Genomic DNA, 22283 nt, shown 5'->3' with positions numbered 1-22283 from the left:
GGTGGACGGAGACCGGCAAGGGGAGGCATCGCAATGAGCGAGAAGAACGCGTGGCGCGGATTCACCGAGGGTGCTTGGCAGAACGAGGTTGCTGTCCGTGACTTCATCCAGGCCAACTACACGCCCTACACCGGTGATGGCGGCTTCCTCGCCGGGCCGACCGAGCGCACCACGGCGGTCTGGGCGAAGCTGTCCGCGATGTTCCCCGAGGAGCGCGAGCGCGGCGTCTACGACGTCGACCCGGACACCCCGTCGACCATCACCTCGCACGGTCCGGGCTACATCGACCGCGACGCCGAGCTCATCGTCGGTCTGCAGACCGACGCTCCGCTTCGCCGCGCGATCATCCCCAACGGCGGCTGGCGGATGGTCGAGGGCAGCCTCCGGACGTACGGGTATGAGCCGTCCCCGGTCGTCGCCGACATCTTCACCAAGTACCGCAAGACCCACAACTCCGGGGTCTTCGACGTGTACGACGCGAACATCCTCGCCGCGCGCAAGGCCCACATCATCACCGGCCTGCCCGACGCGTACGGTCGTGGCCGGATCATCGGCGATTACCGCCGGGTCGCCCTCTACGGCGTCGACCACCTGATCGCGGCGAAGAAGGCCGACAAGGCCGCGTCGCGCGCGCCGTTCACCGAGGCGCTCATCCGCCGGCGCGAGGAGCTGTCCGAGCAGATCCGGGCGCTGTCCGAGCTCAAGGAGATGGCCGCCTCCTACGGCTACGACATCTCCGGCCCGGCGTCGAGCGGGCGCGAGGCGATCCAGTGGCTGTACTTCGCGTACCTGGCCGCCGTGAAGGAGCAGAACGGCGCGGCGATGTCGCTCGGCCGCACCTCCACCTTCCTCGACATCTACCTGCAGCGCGACATCTTGGAAGGTTCGCTGGACGAGGCGGCCGCGCAGGAGCTCATCGACGACTTCGTGATCAAGCTGCGGATAGTGCGCTTCCTGCGCACCCCGGAGTACGACGCGCTGTTCTCCGGCGACCCGACCTGGGTCACCGAGTCGATCGGCGGCATCGGCGCGGACGGCCGGCCGCTGGTCACCCGCACCTCGTTCCGCTACCTGCAGACCCTCTACAACCTCGGCCCGGCGCCCGAGCCGAACATGACCGTCTTCTGGTCGCCGGCGCTGCCCGACGGCTTCAAGCGGTTCTGCTCGCAGGTGTCGATCGACACGAGCGCGATCCAGTACGAATCCGACGAGCTCATGCGGCCGCGCTACGGCGACGACACCGCGATCGCCTGCTGCGTCTCGGCCATGGAGGTCGGCAAGCAGATGCAGTTCTTCGGCGCCCGGGTCAACCTGGCCAAGACCCTGCTCTACGCGATCAACGGTGGCCGCGACGAGATCACCGGCGTCCAGGTCGGACCGGTCCTGCCGCCGCTGACCGGCGCGGTGCTCAGTTACGACGAGGTCGCGCAGCGGTTCGACACGATGATGGACTGGCTCGCCGAGACCTACGTGGACGCGCTCAACATCATTCACTACATGCACGACAAGTACGCCTACGAGCGCATCGAGATGGCCCTGCACGACTCGGACATCCTGCGCACCATGGCGTGCGGCATCGCCGGCCTGTCGGTCGTGGCCGACTCGCTGTCGGCGATCAAGCACGCGACCGTCCGCCCGGTGCGCAACGACGACGGGCTGATCACCGACTACGAGACCGAGGGCGAGTTCCCGGCGTACGGCAACAACGACGACCGGGCCGACAAGATCGCCACCGAGCTGGTCGAGATCTTCATGTCGAAGATCCGTAAGCACCCGACCTACCGCGACGCGATGCACACCCAGTCGGTGCTGACCATCACGTCCAACGTCGTCTACGGCAAGGCCACCGGCAACACCCCCGACGGCCGCCGGGCCGGCGAGCCGTTCGCACCGGGCGCCAACCCGATGAACGGGCGCGACAAGCACGGCATGGTCGCGGCGGCGCTGTCGGTCGCGAAGCTGCCCTACGAGCACAGCCTCGACGGCATCTCGCTGACCACCACGGTCACCCCGGCCGGCCTCGGCAACACCAAGCCCGAGCAGGTCACCAACCTGGTCGGCGTGCTCGACGGCTACAACGCCGTCAACGGCTTCCACATGAACGTCAACGTGCTCGACCGGGCCACCCTGGAAGACGCGATGGCCCACCCGGAGAACTACCCGCAGCTGACCATCCGGGTCTCCGGTTACGCCGTCAACTTCGTCCGCCTGACCCGGGAGCAGCAGAACGACGTCATCTCCCGCACCTTCCACGGCGCGCTGTAATCATGGTCGCCCGGCCGCTCCCGGCACCCCAGACACTCGTCCCGACCGGGTCGGTGCACTCCTGGGACGTGGTCACCGCCGCCGACGGGCCGGGCACCAGGTTCGTGACGTTCCTCGCCGGTTGCCCGTTGCGCTGCCTCTACTGCCACAACCCCGACACGTGGCAGCGACGCAACGGTCAGCTGATGGCGGTCGAGGAACTGGTCGCCAAGATGCTGACGTTCCGGCCGTTCATCCAGGCCGCCGGGGGCGGGGTGACGGTCTCCGGCGGCGAGCCGCTGCTGCAGCCCCGCTTCGTCCAGGCCTACCTGCGCCGCTGCCAGGAATACGGCATGCACACCGCGCTGGATACGTCGGGTTTCCTGGGGGCGCGGGCCTCCGACGAGCTGCTCGACGACACCGACCTGGTGCTGCTCGACGTGAAGTCGTCGATCCCGGCGCTGTACAAGAAGGTGACCGGGATGCCGCTGGAGCCGACGATCGCCTTCGGCGACCGGCTGGCCGCCCGTCGCAACCTCGTCCGGTTGCGCTTCGTCCTGGTCCCGGGCCTGACCGACGACCGGGAGAACATCGCCGGGGTGGCCCGGCTGGCCGCCGGCTGGGGCAACATCGACCGGGTGGACGTGCTCGGCTACCACCGGCTGGGCGTGTCGAAGTACGAGGAGCTGGGCATGCGCTACCCCCTCGACGGCGTCCTGCCCCCGACGCCCGACCAGCTGGCCGAGGCCGCCGCGATCTTCGCCGATCACGGCCTGCCGGTCAGCGCGACCTGACGGGAGGCTGTGCCAAGTCACCAAAGTGGACTGACGGGGTCGCGACAGTTTGATCTGCTTCGATGGGGAATGGACCCCACACTGTCCGGGTGGCTGAGCGTGACCACTCTTCTCCCGACGTTGCCGCCGAGTCGGCACCGGCGGCCGGCGAGCGCACCCGCGCCCCGGCGAGCACTGTGGAGTCGCAGGCCGGGGCCGCTCCGGGGCTGAACATGCCCGCGGTCAGCAACGGCGCGCTGGCCCGAGCGCTGGGTGCCGGGCCGGGGGCTGTTCTCGGAGCCGGCGAACCCGGTCCGCCCGGCCTGCCGCCCGAGGCCTTGCTGGCCCTGCAGGGCGCAGCGGGCAACCGAGCGGTCACCGCGCTGCTGGCTGCGCCGCGAGAAGCGGGCGACAGCCGGGCGGCCCTCGCGCCGCCGGCGCCGCCGTCGGGGTTGGGTGACAACCGGGCGGCGGGTGGGCTGCTGGCCTCGCCGTTGGGGGAGAGTGACGGGCGGGCGGCGGCTGCGCTGTTGGCGGCGCCGCCGGGGGAGACTGCGGTTGCGCGGGCGGACGCGCCGGCCGAGGCGCCTACCTCGGCCGACGTAGGTGGGCTGCCGCCGGCGGCGGGGATTGAGCAGCAGGGTGGGGCGGCTATGCGGACGCTCGCGGCTGCCGCGGCATCGTCGGGGGCGGGCGCCGCGCCTGAGCCGGCGCCTGTCGCGGCGACGCTGCAGGCCGCTGGTCTGCCGGGGGTCTCCGAGATGCCGCCGGCCGTATCCGAGGTGCCGGTGGCGCCCGCTGTGTCGGAAATGGCCGATTCGACGGCGCTTGTGCTTCGGGACACCGCGATGGCCGCTGCCGATCAGAGCGCGGCCGCGGTGAACGGGCTTGCGTCGGGTGGCATCGGGGCGGTGACGTTCACCGGGGACTCCGCGGAGGCCGGCCGGGCCTCGGCGATGATGTCCGAGTTCTTCGCCTCCATCGGTGCCCGGGCCGGTGCGCTGGTGGCTACCGGGACGGCGATCGCCGCCGAATATCGCGCTACCGCTGCGGCCACCGCTGGGCAGATCCGCTCGGCGGCCGCCGAGCGGGCCCAAGCCGCTGCGGGGCACGTCGCGCAGCTCACCGTGGACGCGCAAGGGGACGCGGCGGGTGCCGTCGCGACCGTTGCCGCTCGACGCGATGCCGCCAAGGGTGCCGTCACGGCGGCCAGCGACGCGGCCAGGGCCCGCCTTGAATCCGGTCTCGCCACCTCGCTCGCGGCCGTTGACGCGCGGCTGGCGACTCACCTGGCCGCGATCGACACCAAGTACTCGGCGGGGGACGGCAAGTTTCGCGCGGTCGGGAAGACGGTCGGGGACGAGGCTGCCGCCACCGGCGCGCAGATGGCCGAGAAGTACATGGAAGGGCTCAAGGACGAGAGCGACGGATTCTGGGACGGGCCGCTCACCTACAACCGGGGCAAGGCGCGCCGGGACACCGCGCGGGAGATCTCCACGGCGTACCGGAAAGGGCTTGTCGACGCGGCCGACAAGCAGGCCGAACAGGCTCAGGCGGGCCGGCTCCGGGACGCCGAGGCGGCCAAGGCCGCCGCGGCTCAAGCCCGCGAGGCCCTGAGGCAACAGCACGCCGGGACTCTGGCCACGGTGGATCAGGCGCATGCGGCGGCGTTGCGGCGAGCCGATGACGCGTACGCGACCCTGAGCGCCGCGATCCTCCATGGGCGAGCCGGTGGGCAGCAGCTGCTCGGTGAGCTCGAGGCCATGCTGGCGGCGAACATCCGGGATGCGGCGGAAGCCCAGGCGGCGGAGGTGGAGCACCAGGCCGCGCTGCTGGCCACCGCGACGCTGGGCCAGGTCGGGCGGGCCGTCGCCGGGATGCTCGCAATGGGCAACGCGCTGGCGTCGCAGCTGAACGGGACACCCTCGCCGTCGGCCGACTCGCTGGGCACCGGCCTGGCCGCCGCGACCGCGGAACTCGATGCCGGTGTCGCCGACGTGCAGGCGACTATCGCGCAGAGCAAGGCCGCCGGTGACCAGCTGCTCGCGCAGTCCGGGCCGGCCGTCGTCGCCGGGCTCGGCGCGTCCACCCAGCAGGGGCTCGACGCGGCGACCACCGGCGGCACCGGCGTCGGTGGCGCGATGCGGGGGGTCGCGGCGGCCGGCGAGGACGCGTTCGGGTCGATCGAGCAGCAGCACACCAGCGCGCTCGGCACCATGACCACGGCCGCGGACAGCGGGTTCGGTGAGGTGGTGGCGGGGCTCGACCGGACGTACGCCGAGATTGACCGTGGTTTGGATCTTGGTTTTACGCAGAGTGTGGCCGGGCTGGAGCAAGGCCTGCGCGGCAGCCTGGCGAAGATGCCGGCGGAGATCCGCACCAAGGCGGAGGAGAACGCGGACCGGGTGCCGCCGCGCTGGAAGAAGATCGCCAAGGTGCTGCTGATCGTCGCCGTGGTGCTGGTCGTTGCCCTGGTGGTCGGGCCGTTCGTGATCGGCGCGGTGGGTGCCGCACTGGGCACCGGCGCGGTCGTCACCGGGATCATCGCGGGTGGCATCGTCGGCGCGGCCACCGGCGCCACCCTCCAGGTGATCAACAACTGGTCGGAGAACCGGCCGCTCGGCGAGGGCGTCCTGAAGGCTGCCCTGATCGGCGGGGTGGGCGGCGCGGTGGGTGGCGGCGCCGGTGCCTTCTTCGCCGGTGGCACGACGGTGGTGAACACGGCGTTCCGGCAGTTCCTGGCGGACACGGCGCTCAACACCATCACCGAGACGGTGATCAACGTGGCGACCACCGGGGAATTCAGCTGGGCGGCGCTGGGGATGGCGGTGCTGTCGGCGGCGGCGGTCGGCGGTGCGCTGCACGGGGTGCCGGGGTTCCGGGGGGTTCAGGGGCGCTCGATGAAGCTGGGGGAGTCGTTCGGCGGGGCGGTTCGCACGCGCTTCGGCGGGACGGCCGGCCTCGGGCCGGTGGCGGGCGGCTCCGACCCGGCGCTGACCCAGCAGGGCGACGAGGCTGCAGCTGGCACCCAGGCCAGCGAGTCAGCCGCGACCCCCGAAACCACCACTGCGACCTCCGAAACCACGACCGCGACCGCGACGTCCGAAACCACCACTGCGACCTCCGAAAGCGTGACGACCGCGCCCGAGAATGCGCCGGTCACCTCCGAAGGCGCCGTGCCGGCCGAGGGGGCCGCGGCCGAGACCGTAGCGGCCACGAGCGAGGCGGTGCCGGGCGTCGCGGGCACCACCGCCGCGGAGCCGGGCATCGCGCCGGGGACCGTGCCTGACCGGCCGGCCGGGGACGTGATGAAGCGGTCCGAGTCGTACCTGCGTAAGAAGGGGATCGACCCGCACGAGCTCAAGCAGGGGCAGGTGGACGGGCCGGTCTCGCACTACGACATCTACGAGGACCGCGACGGCAACCTCTGGGCCCTGCGTAAGAAAGGCCGGTTCGGCTCGGACAACGACAGCGCGACCTACCTCGGCAAGGTCGGCGACCACGAACTGGTGGTCACCCCGCGCGGCGACGACGACCTCGGCCCGACCGGGCACGACGAATCACAGCCGTCCCCGGCCGAGCATGAGCAGTCGCCACCGGCCGAGCACGAGTCGGCGACGCCCGCGCCGCACGCCGGGCCGGGGCGCCCGCTGGACGCCGATTTCGACGCGGCGGCGCGGGCCGATCTCGACGGGCGGCCGAACACCGACTTCATCGAATCGTGGGACCTGGTCGGAGTGGACGGGCCGCACAAGATGTCGTCCAACAAGGACCCGTCGATCGGCGCGAATCAGCAGCGGTACTACCTGACCTACAAGGAAGATTTCACCGGCATGACCCGTCAGGTGTCGGTCAACTTCGACCCGGACAGCGGACAATTCGGTGTGATCAAGTTTTCCAGCAACGACCCGAGTCAGGGCGGCGGTGGCGGGGGCCGTGGACGCCGGGGTGGCCGCCGATGAACGGCTGGCGGGTCGCCCTCGCCGTCCGGAGTGTCACGGTCCACCCCGACGACGTGTCCCGGCGCTTGGGCCTGTCCCCGGACCGCACCTCGTCCCGCCCGGAGCAGCGATGGCCGTACATCTGGGAATTGGCTTCGGACCGTCCGCCCGACGCCGACCTGGACGATCACCTGGCGGCCGTGGCCGGCCGGTGCGCCGCCGCGCTCACCGCGATCGCCGAGCTGGCCGCCACCGAGGGCGTGACCGTGGCGGTCGAGGCCGTGTTCCGGGGAGCCGAGGCGCCCGGGATCTGGATCCCGCCGGCCGCGATCGCGTTCGCCGCCGCCTGCGGCATCGGCGTCGACGTCGATCTGCTCTCCTGACCGGCTGCGAGCCTGGCCGGCCGCGAGCCTGGCCGGCTGCGCGCCTGGCCGGCCGCGAGCCTGACCGGCTGCGCGCCTGATCGAGTGAGAGCCTGATCGGGTGAGAGATTCCGTGATCCTTGACTGCGACCCGGGCCACGACGACGCACTCGCCCTGCTGCTGGCGGCTGGCGACGCGCGGGTGCGCCTGCTCGGTGTCACCACCGTCGCCGGCAATCAGACCCTGGAGAAGACGACGCGGAACGCGCTGAAGATGCTCGCGCTGGCCGGCGTCGCCGACGTTCCGGTCGCGGCCGGCTGCGACCGGCCGCTGGTCGGCGAGCTCACCGTGGCCGAGGACATTCACGGCTCGTCCGGGCTCGACGGGCCCGACCTCGACGTACCGGTGGGCGAGGTCGAAGAGGTGCACGCGGTCGAGCTGATGCGGCGGCTGATCACCGGCTCGGCCGAGCCGGTCACCCTGATCGCCACCGGGCCGCTGACCAACGTTGCGCTGCTGCTGCGTACGCATCCCGAGGTCATCCCGAACGTACGCCGGGTGGTCTTCATGGGTGGTTCGACCGAGCGCGGCAACACCACCCCGTACGGCGAGTTCAACATCGTCACCGACCCGGAGGCGGCCGATATCGTGCTGCGCGCCGGCCTGCCGACCACCATGATCGGCCTCAACGTCACCCACCAGGCCCTGGCCACCGCCGAGATCATCGCCGAGTTCCGGGCGATGGACACCCGGCTGGGCACCATCTGCGCCGAGTTGATGACGTTCTTCGCGAGCACCTACCGCCGTGAGTTCGGCTTCGAGCACCCACCGGTCCACGACCCGATCGCGGTGGCCGCCGTGCTCGACCCGTCGCTGGTCCGGACCGTGCCGGCGCCGGTCGCCGTCGAACTGAACGGGACCCACACTCGCGGTGCCACCGTGGTGGATCTCCACCACCGCACCGGCGGCCCCTCGAACGTGGACGTCGCGGTCGGCCTGGACGTGGACGCGTTCTGGCGGCTGCTGATGACCGCGGTGCGGCACGTCCCGGGCTGACCCGCCAGAGGGCCAAGACGGGTCGATGGGAGGATGCCGCGATCCGCATTGGTCACTACCTTCCAGGTGTCATCGGCCCTGTGCACCAAGCCGGAAGGACTGCCCGAGCAATAACGTCGAAGCCGCGGTTCGCCTCGTACTTCGCTCGAGGTGGGCGTCCGTTACCAGCGTCGAGCAATTCGATGCCGGGTGCGGGCTCGATGACGGCATTGTGCTGATAACTCGGGTCGGCACCCGGGATTTCAGCGATATCGCGTGGGTCGGCCGGTGCGTCAACAGTTCGGCCAAGCTGTGCAAGGCCGCCAGGTCGCCCGAGTTGATCGCGGTTACCCACGAAGCCTACGAACGCCTGGACGGCACGGACATTCTCCACGATGTGGAGTGGTCTCAGGCGGCCTCGCTCGAGATCGGTGGAGTCTCCCGGACAGTCTTCAGCACCGGCTTCGTCGCGCCGCCCGCTCAGCCGACCACCGAGCGCAGCGGGATCTGAGCCGACCGCAGGTCGGCGATCAGGTCGCGCAGGTACGGGTGTTCGTCGAGTGGCAGGCCGTCCGGGTTCGGGATGGTCAGGTAGGCCGAGTCGCCGATGATCGAGGTCGTCGCCGTGCTCGTGTACCGGTTTACCAGGCTCTGGGTACGGGCCAGGTCGGTGGCGGCCACCTGGATGCGGCTCGGTCGCCACTCGCCGCCCAGGTTGGCCGGTGCCGGCTGGGCCGCGGCGGCCGCCCGGGCCGGTTCGGGGCCGGGCGTGCGCAACGTCGCCGCCGTGCCGGCCGGGTGCAGCAGCGCGTTGGCCACCAGCTGCAGGCCGCTCTCGTTGTACGCCCGGAACAGCGGGTTGAACGCGAACAGCACCGCGTGCCCGGCGCCGGTCGGCTCGTCCACCACCACCGACGTTCCCTTCAGCAGGTCGTCCCGCACGGTGTAACCGTTGTGCCAGAACGTGTCGCCGGCCGGGTAGGTGACGACGTTGGTGCCGGTGGTGGTCGGGTTGAGGATCGGGTCGTCGTTGTTGAACTGGAAGTCCTCGGCCGGGCGGCCCAGCGCGACCGGGCTGTCGCGGTCCACGTCGACCCGCAGGTGCGAGCCGATCACCAGGTAGTCGTCCGGCTTCGGCTTCTCGGTGGTGGAGGTCAGGCCGGCGGCGCGGGCCACCCGGGTGCCCTCGTTGCGCAGGCCGATGTAGGTGTGGCCCTGGGCGATCCAGTTGCGCAGGTTGGCCTGGCCGGCGGCGGTGAGACCGCCGGTCGCGCTGCTGCCGTCCGGAACCAGCAGCACGGTACGGCCGGTGAACGCGGCCGTGTTGTCGTTGATGTCGGCCGTGGTCACCGGCCCGAGCGGCAGGCCCCACTTCTGCCCGAGCACGTAGCGAGCCTCGCCGTACGAGCCGGAGGTGACCGAGATGCCGGTGCCCCGGAACAGGCCGACGTCGGGCAACGCGATCGCCGTACCGCTGGAAGGTCGTCGGCTGGCGGTGAGGGTGACGCCCAGTGATCGGGCGAGACGGTCGGCGGCCGGGGTGATTGTGGCCGCGGGAACGCGGGCCAGGCCCGCGTCGCGGACGACCGCGACGCCCTGGCCGAGCAGGCGGAAGGTGAGCTGGGCGGCGGCCGCCGAATCCAGGGGGTACGTGTACGAGGTGGCCCGTTGCGTGCGGCCGCCCTCGATCCGTTTGACCAGCTCGGCCCGGGGTCGCACGACGTCGCCGGTGTAGATGGTGTCGATGCCCATCAGCAGTGGATTGCTCCACGAGGACACGTCGTAGAAGTACGGGAACGGGACGTACGGATCCTCGCCCAGCGTTGCCTGGATCCAGTGCTTCTGCGGCTGTTCCATCGGGATCCAGTACGCGCCGGCCGGCACGGTGACGTTCCTGCCGGTACGGCCACCGAAGATCCGGGCATTGCGGACGGTGACCGGCTTCTTGACCTCGTACACCTCGACGTCCATCCGGCGCAGCCGCTCGACCAGCTGCCGGACGTCGGCGAGCTGGCGGCCGGGCATCAGGAAGTACGACCTGATCTTGATGTCCGGCACCGGGAACTGGACCTCGTTGGCCGGCTGGACCACCTCGTTCGGCTCCAGGGTGCCGGCCCGGCCCTCGGCCAGCGCGTCCGCCCAGAGCTTGTAGTAGCTGGTCAGCACCTCGCGTTTGTGCTCGGCGGTCCAGCCCAGGGTGGCCCACTGGGTGTTGAACTGCTGCTGGACCCGGTCCTGGACGGCCGACGCGCTGCCCTTCTCGTACGTCATCCCGGCCGCGCCGAAGCCGGCGGCCGGAACCGTGTCGCCGTAGCCCATGTAGAACAGGTCGTAGGTGTCGTAGTTGAAGTAGCACTCGGTGGTGACCGTCGCGGTGCAGACTCCGTTGTAGCCGAACCCGGCCTTGTTGGCCGCGCCGATCCGGTTGATCCAGTCGACCGGAGCGTCGGCGATCTCGTGATGGATCGGGTCGGCGTTCGGCGGGAAGAAGTAACGCTGCCCGCCCATCTCGTGGGCGTCGACGAAGACCTGCGGCGGGAGTTTCCGGAGCAGTTCGAGCTTGCTGTCGGTCTCCGGCTGGGTGCGCGCGAACCAGTCCCGGTTCAGGTCGAAACCGAAGTCGTTCTGCCGCCGGCTCGCGTCCCGGCCGTCCGGATTCTGGGTCGGCACAATGACCGTGATCAAATTGTCGTTGCGCTGCTGAACGGCGCAGGAAAGGCCGGCGGCCAGTTCGTACAGCGTCTTCAGGGCGGCGTCGGCGCCGCTTTTCTCGCCGCCGTGCACGTTTCCGGCGATCCAGACGACGGCCGGTCGGTCGGCGGCGATCCGGCGGGCCTGGCCGGCGCTGGTCACCCGGGGATCCCGGAGGCGGCGGATGTCCTCGATGGCACCCGGCCGGCTGGACACCACCGCGTACGGCAGTGGCTGGCCGAGCACGCTGGTGCCCATCGTGCCGGTGACCACGCGATTTGATGCCTGGTCGACCGCGTGCAGGTAGTCCCGGATCTCGCCGTTGGTGACCACTCGCGACTGTCCGGTGCCGAGCGGGAAGCCGAGGAACGTCTCCGGGCTCGGCACCGTGCTCAGGTGGGCGCCCGGATCGGTGCTGCAACTGGGCGGCCGGGGCGCGGCGCCCGCCGGGGTTCCGGTGAGCTGCGGGGTCAGGGCGGCAGCCAGCACGACCACCACGGCACCCGCGAGTTTCGGAATGCGCATCGCGTCCTCGTTCCGTTCCCGGGAAATGACTCGAGACGTTTCGCAGCCTATGGTCGCAAATTTGTGCCGGTCAACATCCCGAAATGGCTATCCATTGCCCGATCTGAATGACCTGCCGAATCAGCCGGCGAAGAGGGGTCAGCCGGCGAAGCGGGTCAGCCAGCGGAGCGGGTCGGCCAGCACCTCGCGGACCGCGGCCCGGGCCGCACCCAGCGCGGGCGCCTCCGCGCCGTAGGTGGCGGCGGAGATCTCGGGGCGGGCCCGGCGGGTGCCCCGGAACTGGGCGCCGATTGCCCGGTCGATCTCGGGAGCGAGCCACGGCGTGAGGTCGCGGTAGATGCCGCCGAGCACGATCCGGTCGAGGTCCAGCAGGTTGAGATAGCCGGCCAGGACGCCGCCGAGAGCGGTGCCGGCCCGGTCCAGGGGCCCGCTCCGTAAAGCGAGCGGCCCCGCGTACTGCTCGAGGCAGCCGCGCCGCCCACACCGACACGCCGGGCCGTCCGGGTCGACCCGCACGTGTCCGATGTCGCCACCCCCGCCGTGCCGCCCGCGATACAGGCGACCATCGACGACGAGCCCCGCGCCGATGTCGTGCCCGCCACTGACGTACAGGTAGCTTTCGCCGGCTCGAAGCAGCTCGTCCTCGGCGAGGGCGGCGAAGTTGGCCTCGCTGTCGAGGACCACCGGCCGGCCGGCGTCGGGCAGGCGGAGGCCGGCCAGGCCGTCGGCGACCCCGGCCGCCACCTCGGTGCCGCACAGGGTGAGGCCGGCGTCGCCGATCGCGGCGACCGCGGACCGGGCCAGCCGCCCGACCGCGCGCCGGCCACCCGCCGCGGTCCGGCAGAACCGGACCCGGCCGGTGAGGTCGACGACGCAGGCCGCGGCGTGCTCGGCGGCCACGTCGAAGCCGAGCCCGGCCGGCCCGTCGGTGCGCAGCGCGAGTGCGGTGCCGCGCCGGCCGACCCCCGACCGGGTGGTCGCGCCCGCCTCGCGCACCAGCCCGCCGCCGATCAGCTCGTCGACGAGGCTGCTGGTGGTGGAGCGGTTCAGGCCGGTGCGGTCGGAGATGCCGGCCCGGGAGATGGCGCCGGGGTTCTCGGCCACGTGACGCAGTGCGAGTGCGAGGTTGTGTGCCCGCGTGCCAATGGGCGACATGACAATTCCTCTCCCGTTTCCGGGAGTCGATTGTATGACTGTTAACCCCTAATGATCATGCCGCGAATTAATGCCAGGGCCAATGGTCCCGACCGTCGCAGGACTTAAGTATTGCCTGGTCAGGGCCTTAAGAAGGGAAGTCGGCGACGTTAGCAATTTGTTACGGCAGGCCACCAGAAAGCGTTTTATGTTGGCCGCGGCAACAAAACTGATCGTAAATAGAAAGGAGGCGTCGGAGTGGCACAGAAACTCCGCGTCTTCGCGGCGGTAGCCATGGCCGCGACGCTGGCCGCGACAACGGCGTGCAGCAGCAGCCGTGATGAGGACAGCAGTTCCGGCTCCAGCTCGAACCTCATCGGCATCGCGATGCCGACCAAGAGCCTCGAACGCTGGAACAACGACGGCGCGCACCTGAACGACCTGCTGACCAAGGCGGGCTACACGACCACCCTGCAGTACGCCGACAACAAGGTGGACCAGCAGATCACCCAGCTCCAGAACATGATCAACCAGAACCCGAAGGTGCTGGTGGTGGCGTCGATCGACGGCACCGCGCTCAGCCCGGTGCTGGAGAAGGCGGCCCAGCAGAAGATCAAGGTCATCGCGTACGACCGCCTGATCAACGCGACGCCGAACGTGGACTACTACGCCACCTTCGACAACTACCAGGTCGGCAAGCTGCAGGGCGAGTACATCGTCAAGCAGCTCGGCCTGGACGCCGGCAAGGGCCCGTTCAACCTCGAGCCGTTCGCCGGGTCGTCCGACGACAACAACGCCAAGTTCTTCTTCTCCGGCGCCTGGGACGTGCTCAAGCCGTACGTCGACAGCGGCAAGGTGGTCATTCCGTCCGGCAAGAAGCTGGCGAGCGACGCCGACTGGAAGAACGTCAGCATCGACGGCTGGAGCTCGCAGAAGGCCCAGTCCGAGATGGACAACCGGATCAACTCGTTCTACACCGGCGGCAAGAAGGTCGACGTCGTGCTGTCCCCGAACGACTCCCTGGCGCTCGGCATCGAGCAGTCCCTGGAGTCCAAGGGCTACAAGGTCGGCACCGACTGGCCGGTCATCACCGGGCAGGACGCCGACCTGGCCAACACCAAGAACATGCTGGCCGGCAAGCAGTCGATGACCGTCTGGAAGGACACCCGGACCCTCGGCGACCAGGTCGCCAAGATGGTCGACCAAATCGTCAAGGGTTCGGCCGTCGAGACCAACGACACGTCCTCCTACAACAACGGCGTCAAGGTCGTGCCCTCGTACCTGCTCGCCCCGGTCGTGGTGACCAAGGACGACGTCAAGACGAAGCTGGTCGACTCCGGCTTCTACACCGCCGACAAGCTCGGCCTCTAGTCAAGTTCACGGCCGGGCCCCGGTGAACAAAGGGGCCCGGCCGTCCCGGCGAAAGTGGCCACCATGAGTCCGATCCTCGAAATGCGCGGGATCACCAAGACCTTCCCCGGCGTCAAGGCGCTTCAGGACGTCACGATGACCGTGGCGCGCGGGGAGGTGCACGCCATCTGCGGCGAGAACGGCGCGGGCAAGTCCACCCTGATGAAGGTGCTCAGCGGGGTCTACCCGCACGGCAGTTACGAAGGCGAGATCGTCTTCGAGGACCGGCCGTGCCAGTTCCGGACCATCCGCGACTCGGAGGAACGCGGCATCGTCATCATCCACCAGGAGTTGGCGCTCAGCCCGTACCTGTCGATCGCGGAGAACATCTTCCTCGGCAACGAGCGCTCCAGGCGCGGCGTGATCAGCTGGACCGAGACCAACAAGCAGGCCGCCGCGCTGCTGGCCCGGGTCGGTCTCGACGAACAACCGGACACCAGGATCATCGACCTCGGGGTCGGCAAGCAACAGCTCGTCGAGATCGCGAAGGCGCTCTCCAAGGAGGTGCGGCTGCTGATCCTGGACGAGCCGACTGCCGCGCTGAACGACGAGGACAGCGCGCACCTGCTCGACCTGATCCGGCACCTCAAGGAACAGGGCATCACCAGCATCATCATCTCGCACAAGCTGAACGAGATCGCCGCGATCGCCGACACCACGACGATCATCCGGGACGGCCGGAGCATCGAGACCCTGGACATGCGCGGTGCCGAACCGGTGACCGAGGACCGCATCATCCGCGGCATGGTCGGCCGGGACCTGGCCCACCGCTTCCCGGCCCACGAGCCGGACGTCGGGGCGGAGATCCTCCGGATCGAGGGCTGGACGGTCCATCACCCCGTCGATCGGTCGCGCACCGTCGTGGATCAGGCAAATTTGACCGTACGGGCGGGAGAGATCGTCGGGCTCGCCGGCCTGATGGGCGCCGGGCGCACGGAACTGGCGATGAGCGTCTTCGGGCACAGCTACGGCAGCGACATCTCCGGCCGGCTCTACCTGCGCGGCGAACCGGTGGCGATCCGGACCGTCGACGCGGCCATCGCGCACGGGATCGCGTACGCCACCGAGGACCGCAAGCACTACGGCCTGAACCTGATCGAGGACATCAAGCGGAACACGTCGGCCGCGAAGCTCCAGCGGATCTCCCGGTTCGGCGTGGTCGACGCGGCCAAGGAGGTCACCCTCGCCGATCAGTACCGCCGCGAGATGAAGACCAAGGCCGAGAGCGTGGACGTACCGGTCGGCAAGCTCTCCGGCGGCAACCAGCAGAAGGTCGTCCTGTCCAAGTGGCTCTTCGCCGAGCCCGACGTCCTCATCCTCGACGAGCCCACCCGCGGCATCGATGTCGGCGCCAAGTACGAGATCTACGAGATCATCAACCGCCTCGCCGACGCCGGTAAAGCCGTCTTGATCATCTCGTCGGAGCTGCCCGAACTGCTCGGCACCTGCGACCGGATCTACGCGATGAGCCAGGGCCGGATCACCGGCGAGATTCCCCGCGCGGAGGCGACCCAGGAGGGCCTCATGCGCTTGATGACCATGGAGAAAACCGCATGACCACCATGGAGAAGAACCGCGAGGCGGCGCCTCCCGGCCAGAAACTGACCACATACCTAGGTCAAAACCTGCGGCAGTACGGCATGATGGCCGCCCTGGTCGTCATCGTCGTGCTGTTCCAGATCACCACCGACGGCAAGCTGCTCTATCCGAACAACATCGCCGCGCTGATCCAGCAGAACGCGTACGTCCTGATCCTCGCCATCGGCATGGTGATGGTCATCGTGGCCGGGCACATCGATCTGTCGGTCGGCTCGGTGGTCGCCTTCATCGGCGGCATCTGTGCCCTGCTGATCAGCGACCACAACGTGCCGTGGCTGCTGGCGGTGGTCATCTCGATCGCGATCGGCGGTCTCGTCGGTTGCTGGCAGGGCTTCTGGATCGCGTACGTCGGCATTCCGGCCTTCATCGTCACCCTCGGCGGCATGCTGCTGTTCCGCGGCCTGGCGATCGTCCTGGTCGGCACGACGGTGGCCGGCCTGCCGACCAGCTTCAACGACATCAGCAACGGCTCACTGCCGAACGCGCTGGGCTTCCTCGGCGACCTGGACGGCCTGACCCTGCTCATCGGCATCGTGGCGATCGCCGGACTGGCCGCCGGCCAGATCCGGGCCCGGCGCTCGCTGCTCCACAACGACCTGCGGGTCGAGCCGTTCGCCGCGTTCGCCGGCAAGCTGGTCATCTCGGCCGCGGTGATCGCCTACATCACCTACCTGCTGGCCAAGAGCGCCGGCGGCACCCCGATCGTGCTGATCATCGTCGGCGTCCTGGTCCTGCTCTACACGTTCATCATGACCAACACCGTGTTCGGCCGGCACATCTACGCGATGGGCGGCAACCTGCCGGCCGCGATGCTCTCCGGTGTGAAGACCAAGCGCGTCAACTTCATGATCTTCGTAAACATGGGCCTGCTGGCCGGCGTGGCGGCGGTGGTGACCACGTCCCGGGCGGGCGCCGCGGTGGCCGCCGCCGGCAACAACTTCGAACTGGACGCGATCGCGGCCGCCTTCATCGGCGGCACCGCGGTGAGCGGCGGCATCGGCAAGGTGACCGGCGCGATCATCGGCGCCTTCATCATGGGCGTACTGAACATGGGCCTGTCCATCATGAACGTCGACCCGGCCTGGCAGATGGCGGTAAAGGGCCTGGTCCTGATAGCCGCAGTGGCGTTCGACATCACCAACAAACGCCGCGCGAAGTAACGGCGGCCGGAGGGCCGGCCTATGACTCGGGGGTCAACCGGGTGCGTAGGTCGGCTTTCAGGATTTTGCCCACCTTCGACCGGGGCAGGTCCTCCCAGATCTCGATCTGTTTGGGGGCCTTCACGCTGCCCAGCCGTTCCTTCACGAAGGCCGCGATCTCCGCCTTGTCGACCGTGGCGCCGTCGCGGAGCTGGAGGATCGCGGTCACCCGTTCGCCCCACTTGTCGTCGGGCAGACCGATCACCGCGCAGTCCTGGACCGCCGGGTGCTGCATGAGGGCCTGTTCGACCTCGGTCGAGTACACGTTGAAACCTCCGGTGATGACCATGTCCTTGGCCCGGTCCACGATGTACAGGTAGTTGTCGTCGTCGAGGTAGCCGATGTCGCCGGTGTGGTGCCAGCCGTGCGCCGAGGCGGCCGCGGTGGCGTCCGGGTCGCGGTGGTAGCCGCGCATCACCAGCGGGCCGCGGGCCACGATCTCGCCGGTCGCGCCGCGCGGCAGCAGGTCGCCGCCGGGGCCCATGATGGCCACCGTGACCAGCGGCGACGGGCGGCCGGCCGAGGACAGCCGGGCTTCCGCGACGCTGCCGTCGGGCCGGTAGTGGTCGGCCGGCGCCATCGTGGAGATCATCATCGGCGCCTCGGTCTGGCCGAACAGTTGCGCCATCGGGCCGATCCGGCTCAGCGCCTCGGCCAGCCGGGCCGCGGACATCGGCGCCGCGCCGTACCAGAAGCACTGCAGCGACGACAGGTCGGCGGCGTCGAGCGAGGGATGCGCGAGCACCATGTAGATCAGCGTCGGCGGCAGGAAGGTGTGCGTCACCCGGTGCCGTTCGAGCAGCGTGATGAACTCGGCCACGTCGGGGCGCCGCATGATGACGATCTCGCCGCCGCGCGCCAGCACCGGGAAGCACAGCACCCCGGCGGCGTGGGTGAGCGGGGCGAGCGCCAAGTAGGTCGGAAGACCGGCCCACGGATAGCTCATCAGCGTGATCGCGGTCATGGCGAAGAGGTTGGCGCCGGTCAGCTCGACGCCCTTGGGCCGCCCCGTGGTCCCGCCGGTCCCGACGATCATGGCCAGGTCGTCGACCGGAGCAAGATCAACATCGTCGGAAGAGGACGCGGACAGGAACGAATCCCAGTCCGTCTCCAGGCAGACCAACGTGGTCAGATCCGGCAAGCCGTCGCGGATCTTCGCCACCAGCGGCGCGAACGACTCCTGGTAGATCAGCGCCTTGCAGCCGAACAGATCCAGGAGCTCGCGGTTCTCGTACGCCTCGTTTCTGGGGTTGATCGGGCACCAGACCGCGCCGGCCCGGCTGATCCCGAAAACGCAGGTGAAAGCGGTTGGATCGTTCCCGGAGAGGACCGCCACCCGATCTCCGGGAACGACCCCCCGGGCGGCCAGGGCGGCGGCCACCCGGAAGCTGAGTTCGCGCACCTCGGCGTACGTCCGAGAGACGCCGTCCGTGGTCAAGCAGGGCGCGTCCGGGTCGAGGGACGCGCCCTTGTCGAGGTAGTCGACGAGCCGCATGACTCAGCTCTCGACCGTGACCGTCGGCTCGCGGACCAGGCCGAAGCTGGTCAGCACGCCGAGCAGTTCGCGGTGCCCGAAGGCCTGGCAACCGGAGGCGAAACCGACCCGGCGCGGCGGGCGTTGCAGCAGGTGGTACGCGGCGTACGCCTGCATCAGGCCGGTCTGCTTGTAGTTCGAGTTGCCGTAGATGACGCAGTGCGCCCGGCCGAGCGGCCCGGAGGCATGCACCGAGTCGACCGACTTGTTCAGGCGCGGGTTCTCCCGGGGCGGCATCTGGTTCATCACCTGCGAGGCGGTGGCGGTCAGCGCCGCGTACCGATCCTCCGGGTTCATGTCCTTCGTCGCCTCCAACGCTCCCGCGACGATCTGCGGAACCCCGTGCATCAGCGCGTTGTTGAAGACGCCGCCGAGCACCTTGACGTTGGCGACCCGCGGGTCGTTGCGGTACCAGACCGGGTGCGAGGTGCCGCCCCACGGCAGGGCCAGGGCGAGTTCGTGCTGGCCGGGCAGCACCAGCTGATAGAGGCCGGCCGACGGGTCCCACGGTTCGTACCGGTTCTGCTCCAGCCGGAACGCGCCCGAGGTGGCCGCGTTGACCAGGATGGTCAGCGTGGACGCGATGGTCGGGCTGCCGCCCCAGAACACCGCGATGTCCAGGCTGTCCAGTCCGGGCTTCTCCAGGCACAGCTCGGCCGCGATCTCGCCGGTGGTGTACATCTGCGCGATGCCGGGCGCGAGCAGCAGGCCGGCCGCGGCGAAGTCGGAGCCGTACTTCTCGTCGCAGGTGATCATCCAGTCCTGCTCGCCGGTGGTGTCCAGGTAGTGCGTGCCGGCGGCCAGGCAGGCCTCGACCACCTCCGGCCCGTACACGCTGAACGGCCCGACCGTGTTGCACACCACCGAGGCACCGCGGAACAGCTCGGTGAGCTCCTTGGTGTCGTGCGTGACCTCGACGATCTCGTAGTCGGCGGTCTCGATGCCGGCCACGTTCTGCCGCATCGAGGTGTCCAGCTTGCCTTCATCGCGGCCGGCCGCGATGAACGGAACGTTGTACTCGCGCAGGTATTCGCAGATCAGCCGGCCGGTGTAGCCGGAGGCGCCGTAGACGACGACGGGCTTGGTGGCCATGTCACATCCCCATTCCGCCGTCGACCGGCAGGCCCGCGCCGTTGATGAAACGGGCCGCGTCGGAGGCGAGGAACACCACCGCGTCGGCCATGTCGCCGACCTCGCCCAGCCGCCCCGACGGTGTCAGCTCGACGACTGCGCCGACCGCTTCCTCCGGCGAGCCGAACAGCCCGAGCCGGGCCACGTCGTTGGCCAGGCCGGCGCCCATCGCGGTAGGAACAAGACCGGGATAAATGCAATTGACGCGTACGCCGTAACCGAGCTTGCCGGACTCCATCGCCGCCACCCGGGTCAGCCGGTCGACGCCGGACTTGGTGGCCGAGTAGACCGAGATGCCGGGGAACGCGATCGTCGCCGCGACCGAGGCCACGTTGATCACCACGCCGCCGCTGCCGCCGGCCCCGCCCGGCCGCATCGTGCGGAACGCATGCTTGATGCCCAGCGCCGTGCCGAGCAGGTTGACCTCGAGCTGCTTGCGGACCGCGGCCGGGTCGAGGTCGACGATCAGGCTGGTGATCTCGATGCCCGCGTTGTTCACCATGATGTCCAGCCCGCCGAGGACCTCGACCGCCCGGGCGACGGCCGCTTCCCAGCCGGCGTCGTCGGTGACGTCGAGGTGCACGAAGCCGTGGCCCTCGCCCAGCGACTCGGCGACCTTGGGGCCGAGTTCGTCCTGCAGGTCGGCGATGACGACGGTGGCGCCGGCCGCGGCGAGTGCGCGGGCCATGCCTTCGCCCAGGCCTTGGGCGCCGCCGGTGACGAGGGCCCGGCGGCCGGTGAGATCGATCTGTGCCATGGAAGCTCCCGGGGAGTGCTGAAGACGAGACCCACATCACATGCCCGATCTTGACAGTTGTCAAGAGAAGTCTGGACGCTTGTCAAGCTCGTAGGATGTGCCTGTGACCCCGACCCGCCCGGTCGACAAATTCGACCGCCGCCGCGACGAGCTGGCCGAGTCCGCGCTGACCACCCTCGGCGCGATGGGTTATGCCCGGAGCAGCCTGCGCGAGATCGCCGGCAACTCGCCGTTCAGCCACGGCGTCGTGCACTACTACTTCGAGGACAAGCTCGAGCTGGTCATCTACAGCGTTCGCTACTACAAGGCGCGCTGCGTGACCCGTTACGACGCGGTGGTGCGGGACTCGGCGACGGCCGGCGAGCTGGTCGAGGCGTTCGCGGCGAAACTGGCGCAGACCATCCGCGACGAGGCCCCGATGCACCGCCTGTGGTACGACCTGCGCACCCAGAGCATGTTCGAGGAGGGGCTGCGCGAGGCCATCACCGAGATCGACGCGGCGCTCGAGGCGATGATCTGGCGAGTGGTCGACCGATACGCGGCCCTCACCGGTTGCCCACCCTCGGTGACCGCTTCCTCGGCGTACGCCATGCTTGATGGTCTTTTCCAGCAGGCACTGCTGGCCTTCACCGCCGGCGGCGAGCCGGTCCTGGACGGCCTGGCCACCCAGGTGCGCGCCGTGCTGCCGCTGCTGGTGCGTCAGGGCGTCTGCGACCGTTCGCCCAGCACCTCGCGGTAGAGCGCGTTCCGGATGGCGATCTCGCGGCGGTCGAGCAGGCCGAAGCCGAGCCGGTTGGGCGCGTAGCAGTAACCGATCCCGGTGTCCGGGTCGGCGAAGCCGAACGAGCCGCCGTTGCCCGGCGTGCCGAAGGCGGTGCCGGCCGCGCTGCCGAACGGCGCGCCCGGCGTCGGTTTGAGATATCCCAGCGAGAACGAGATCGGGGTCCGCAGCAGTACGTCGACCGGCCCGCCGGACGGTGGCCGGACCGGTTGGGTCAGGGCCTCGAGCGTCGCGCCGGTCAGGCCGAGCCGGCCGGTAAGGGCGGCGTCGTAGGCCGACGCGACGGCCCGCGGAGTACCGATGCCGTTGCCGGCCGGGATCTCCACCCGCAGCATCTCGTCGGTGTTGAAGGCGGTGTCCACCAGCAGCTCGGGCGGATTGCTGAGCGACCGGCGGGCCGGGCTGGCCGGCCGCATCATGGCCAGCAGCGTGGGCGTGGGGTAGTCCCGCAGGTGCAGCATCATCTGCAGGCCGCCCCGGCCGTGGATGGTCGCCCGGCGGTCCAGGTCGAAGCCGGCCGGCAGCCCGATGAAGAAGTCCAGGCCGAGCGGGCCGGCGATCTCGTCGGCGAAATATCGGCCCAGTGATCGCCCGGCCGGGTCGACCCGGCGCAGCAGCTCGCTCTCGTACCAGCCGAGGGTGATCGTGTGATAGCCGTGCCGGGTGCCCGGCGGCCAGAGCGGCCGTTGCAGCGCGAGGGCCGACGCCACCAGATCGAGGTCGCCGAGGTCGGCGACGGTCAGCGGGATGTCGATGATCGGCAGGCCGGCCTGGTGCGACAGCAGCTGCCGCACGGTGATCTCGCCCTTGCCCCGCCAGCCGAACTGCGGCCAGTAGGTGGCGACCCGCTCGTCGTAGTCGAGCAGGCCCCGGGAATGCGCGAGGGCCAGCGCCAGCGAGGAGACGCCCTTGGTAGTCGAGTACATCACCACCACGGTGTCCTCCTGCCAGGGAAGACGTTTGACGCCGTCGCGGTAGCCGCCCCACAGGTCGACGACCTTGCGGCCGTCGCGGTAGACCGCGCAGGCCGCCCCGATTTCGCCCCGCTCGGCGAAGTTGCGGCGGAACGCGTCGGCGACCGGGCCGTACCCCTCCGCCACCGCACCCTGGATGATCGTGGCCATGCCTTCAGCCTCGTCCGGCACGCGCCCCGCGACCACGGCCGA

General features: G+C 69.8%; 16 protein-coding genes. 10 read left to right on the top strand and 6 right to left on the bottom strand.

Features of this window, described 5'->3' with window-relative positions:
* The first annotated feature begins 33 nt into the window (after nucleotides 1-33).
* The 6 genes from pflB to Ate02nite_RS45020 all read left to right on the top strand — a co-directional run bounded on the left by pflB (nucleotide 34) and on the right by Ate02nite_RS45020 (nucleotide 8867).
* Complete coding sequence (gene pflB / locus Ate02nite_RS45045) at nucleotides 34-2265, top strand: formate C-acetyltransferase (protein WP_203814128.1); 2232 nt, start codon at nucleotides 34-36, stop codon at nucleotides 2263-2265.
* 2 nt (nucleotides 2266-2267) lie between these two features.
* A complete protein-coding gene (gene pflA / locus Ate02nite_RS45040) occupies nucleotides 2268-3038 on the top strand; it encodes a pyruvate formate-lyase-activating protein (RefSeq protein WP_203814127.1) in 771 nt (256 codons plus the stop codon).
* A gap of 89 nt (nucleotides 3039-3127) precedes the next feature.
* Complete coding sequence (locus Ate02nite_RS49645; RefSeq protein WP_203814126.1) at nucleotides 3128-6979, top strand: polymorphic toxin type 33 domain-containing protein; 3852 nt, start codon at nucleotides 3128-3130, stop codon at nucleotides 6977-6979.
* Nucleotides 6976-7341: a DUF4279 domain-containing protein gene (locus Ate02nite_RS45030; RefSeq protein WP_203814125.1), complete on the top strand. Its 366-nt coding sequence runs from the start codon at nucleotides 6976-6978 to the stop codon at nucleotides 7339-7341. The genes Ate02nite_RS49645 and Ate02nite_RS45030 overlap by 4 nt, the downstream gene beginning before the upstream one ends.
* A 100-nt stretch (nucleotides 7342-7441) precedes the next feature.
* The gene (locus tag Ate02nite_RS45025) at nucleotides 7442-8377 is read left to right on the top strand and encodes a nucleoside hydrolase (RefSeq protein ID WP_239148175.1); all 936 of its coding nucleotides are present in this window, start codon (nucleotides 7442-7444) and stop codon (nucleotides 8375-8377) included.
* A 211-nt stretch (nucleotides 8378-8588) separates the two neighbouring features.
* Complete coding sequence (locus Ate02nite_RS45020) at nucleotides 8589-8867, top strand: hypothetical protein (RefSeq protein ID WP_203814124.1); 279 nt, start codon at nucleotides 8589-8591, stop codon at nucleotides 8865-8867.
* Here the strand turns inward: Ate02nite_RS45020 and Ate02nite_RS45015 are convergent.
* On the bottom strand, nucleotides 8837-11572 hold the full coding sequence (locus Ate02nite_RS45015; RefSeq protein ID WP_203814123.1) for a M14 family zinc carboxypeptidase: 2736 nt from the start codon (nucleotides 11570-11572) through the stop codon (nucleotides 8837-8839). The two genes, Ate02nite_RS45020 and Ate02nite_RS45015, sit on opposite strands and share 31 nt — an antisense overlap.
* Nucleotides 11573-11710: 138 nt before the next feature.
* Nucleotides 11711-12727, bottom strand: a complete 1017-nt coding sequence (locus tag Ate02nite_RS45010) for an ROK family transcriptional regulator (RefSeq protein ID WP_203814122.1) — start codon at nucleotides 12725-12727, stop codon at nucleotides 11711-11713.
* Nucleotides 12728-12964: 237 nt separating this feature from the next.
* Between Ate02nite_RS45010 and chvE the strand changes: the two genes are divergently transcribed.
* The 3 genes from chvE to mmsB all read left to right on the top strand — a co-directional run bounded on the left by chvE (nucleotide 12965) and on the right by mmsB (nucleotide 16875).
* Nucleotides 12965-14077 (top strand): multiple monosaccharide ABC transporter substrate-binding protein, encoded by a 1113-nt coding sequence (gene chvE, locus Ate02nite_RS45005; RefSeq protein ID WP_203814121.1) that lies wholly within the window; start codon nucleotides 12965-12967, stop codon nucleotides 14075-14077.
* A gap of 63 nt (nucleotides 14078-14140) precedes the next feature.
* Complete coding sequence (mmsA, locus tag Ate02nite_RS45000) at nucleotides 14141-15673, top strand: multiple monosaccharide ABC transporter ATP-binding protein (protein WP_203814120.1); 1533 nt, start codon at nucleotides 14141-14143, stop codon at nucleotides 15671-15673.
* Nucleotides 15670-16875: a multiple monosaccharide ABC transporter permease gene (gene mmsB / locus Ate02nite_RS44995; RefSeq protein ID WP_239148174.1), complete on the top strand. Its 1206-nt coding sequence runs from the start codon at nucleotides 15670-15672 to the stop codon at nucleotides 16873-16875. The genes mmsA and mmsB overlap by 4 nt, the downstream gene beginning before the upstream one ends.
* Before the next feature lie 19 nt (nucleotides 16876-16894).
* Here mmsB and Ate02nite_RS44990 read toward each other — a convergent pair whose 3' ends face one another.
* The 3 genes from Ate02nite_RS44990 to Ate02nite_RS44980 are packed head-to-tail and all read right to left on the bottom strand — an operon-like array spanning nucleotide 16895 to nucleotide 20336.
* Nucleotides 16895-18409: an acyl-CoA synthetase gene (locus Ate02nite_RS44990; protein ID WP_203814119.1), complete on the bottom strand. Its 1515-nt coding sequence runs from the start codon at nucleotides 18407-18409 to the stop codon at nucleotides 16895-16897.
* Between the two features lie 3 nt (nucleotides 18410-18412).
* Nucleotides 18413-19540 carry a DUF5938 domain-containing protein gene (locus Ate02nite_RS44985; protein WP_203814118.1) on the bottom strand — a complete coding sequence of 376 codons (1128 nt, stop codon included), beginning with the start codon at nucleotides 19538-19540 and terminating at the stop codon, nucleotides 18413-18415.
* 1 nt (nucleotide 19541) lies between these two features.
* On the bottom strand, nucleotides 19542-20336 hold the full coding sequence (locus tag Ate02nite_RS44980) for an SDR family NAD(P)-dependent oxidoreductase (RefSeq protein WP_203814117.1): 795 nt from the start codon (nucleotides 20334-20336) through the stop codon (nucleotides 19542-19544).
* Between the two features lie 103 nt (nucleotides 20337-20439).
* On the opposite strand from Ate02nite_RS44980, the gene Ate02nite_RS44975 reads away from it, so the two are divergent.
* The gene (locus Ate02nite_RS44975; RefSeq protein WP_239148173.1) at nucleotides 20440-21075 is read left to right on the top strand and encodes a TetR/AcrR family transcriptional regulator; all 636 of its coding nucleotides are present in this window, start codon (nucleotides 20440-20442) and stop codon (nucleotides 21073-21075) included.
* On the opposite strand, the gene Ate02nite_RS44970 is transcribed toward Ate02nite_RS44975, so the two are convergent.
* Nucleotides 21036-22241 carry a serine hydrolase domain-containing protein gene (locus Ate02nite_RS44970; RefSeq protein ID WP_203814115.1) on the bottom strand — a complete coding sequence of 402 codons (1206 nt, stop codon included), beginning with the start codon at nucleotides 22239-22241 and terminating at the stop codon, nucleotides 21036-21038. The two genes, Ate02nite_RS44975 and Ate02nite_RS44970, sit on opposite strands and share 40 nt — an antisense overlap.
* Between the last annotated feature and the right edge of the window lie 42 nt (nucleotides 22242-22283).

Origin of the sequence: Paractinoplanes tereljensis, from assembly GCF_016862435.1 — a bacterium.
Taxonomy (GTDB): domain Bacteria; phylum Actinomycetota; class Actinomycetes; order Mycobacteriales; family Micromonosporaceae; genus Actinoplanes; species Actinoplanes tereljensis.
Note: the sequence above shows the minus strand (reverse complement) of the source record. Positions and strands in the feature narration are given on the sequence as shown.

Bases quoted from the DNA above. Each gene is read 5' to 3' on its own strand.
- pflB (WP_203814128.1), top strand. From the start codon at position 34: ATGAGCGAGAAGAACGCGTGGCGCGGATTCACCGAGGGTGCTTGGCAG.
- pflA (WP_203814127.1), top strand. From the start codon at position 2,268: ATGGTCGCCCGGCCGCTCCCGGCACCCCAGACACTCGTCCCGACCGGG.
- Ate02nite_RS45030 (WP_203814125.1), top strand. From the start codon at position 6,976: ATGAACGGCTGGCGGGTCGCCCTCGCCGTCCGGAGTGTCACGGTCCAC.
- Ate02nite_RS45015 (WP_203814123.1), bottom strand. From the start codon at position 11,572: ATGCGCATTCCGAAACTCGCGGGTGCCGTGGTGGTCGTGCTGGCTGCC.
- Ate02nite_RS45010 (WP_203814122.1), bottom strand. From the start codon at position 12,727: ATGTCGCCCATTGGCACGCGGGCACACAACCTCGCACTCGCACTGCGT.
- mmsA (WP_203814120.1), top strand. From the start codon at position 14,141: ATGAGTCCGATCCTCGAAATGCGCGGGATCACCAAGACCTTCCCCGGC.
- mmsB (WP_239148174.1), top strand. From the start codon at position 15,670: ATGACCACCATGGAGAAGAACCGCGAGGCGGCGCCTCCCGGCCAGAAA.
- Ate02nite_RS44990 (WP_203814119.1), bottom strand. From the start codon at position 18,409: ATGCGGCTCGTCGACTACCTCGACAAGGGCGCGTCCCTCGACCCGGAC.
- Ate02nite_RS44985 (WP_203814118.1), bottom strand. From the start codon at position 19,540: ATGGCCACCAAGCCCGTCGTCGTCTACGGCGCCTCCGGCTACACCGGC.
- Ate02nite_RS44980 (WP_203814117.1), bottom strand. From the start codon at position 20,336: ATGGCACAGATCGATCTCACCGGCCGCCGGGCCCTCGTCACCGGCGGC.
- Ate02nite_RS44970 (WP_203814115.1), bottom strand. From the start codon at position 22,241: ATGGCCACGATCATCCAGGGTGCGGTGGCGGAGGGGTACGGCCCGGTC.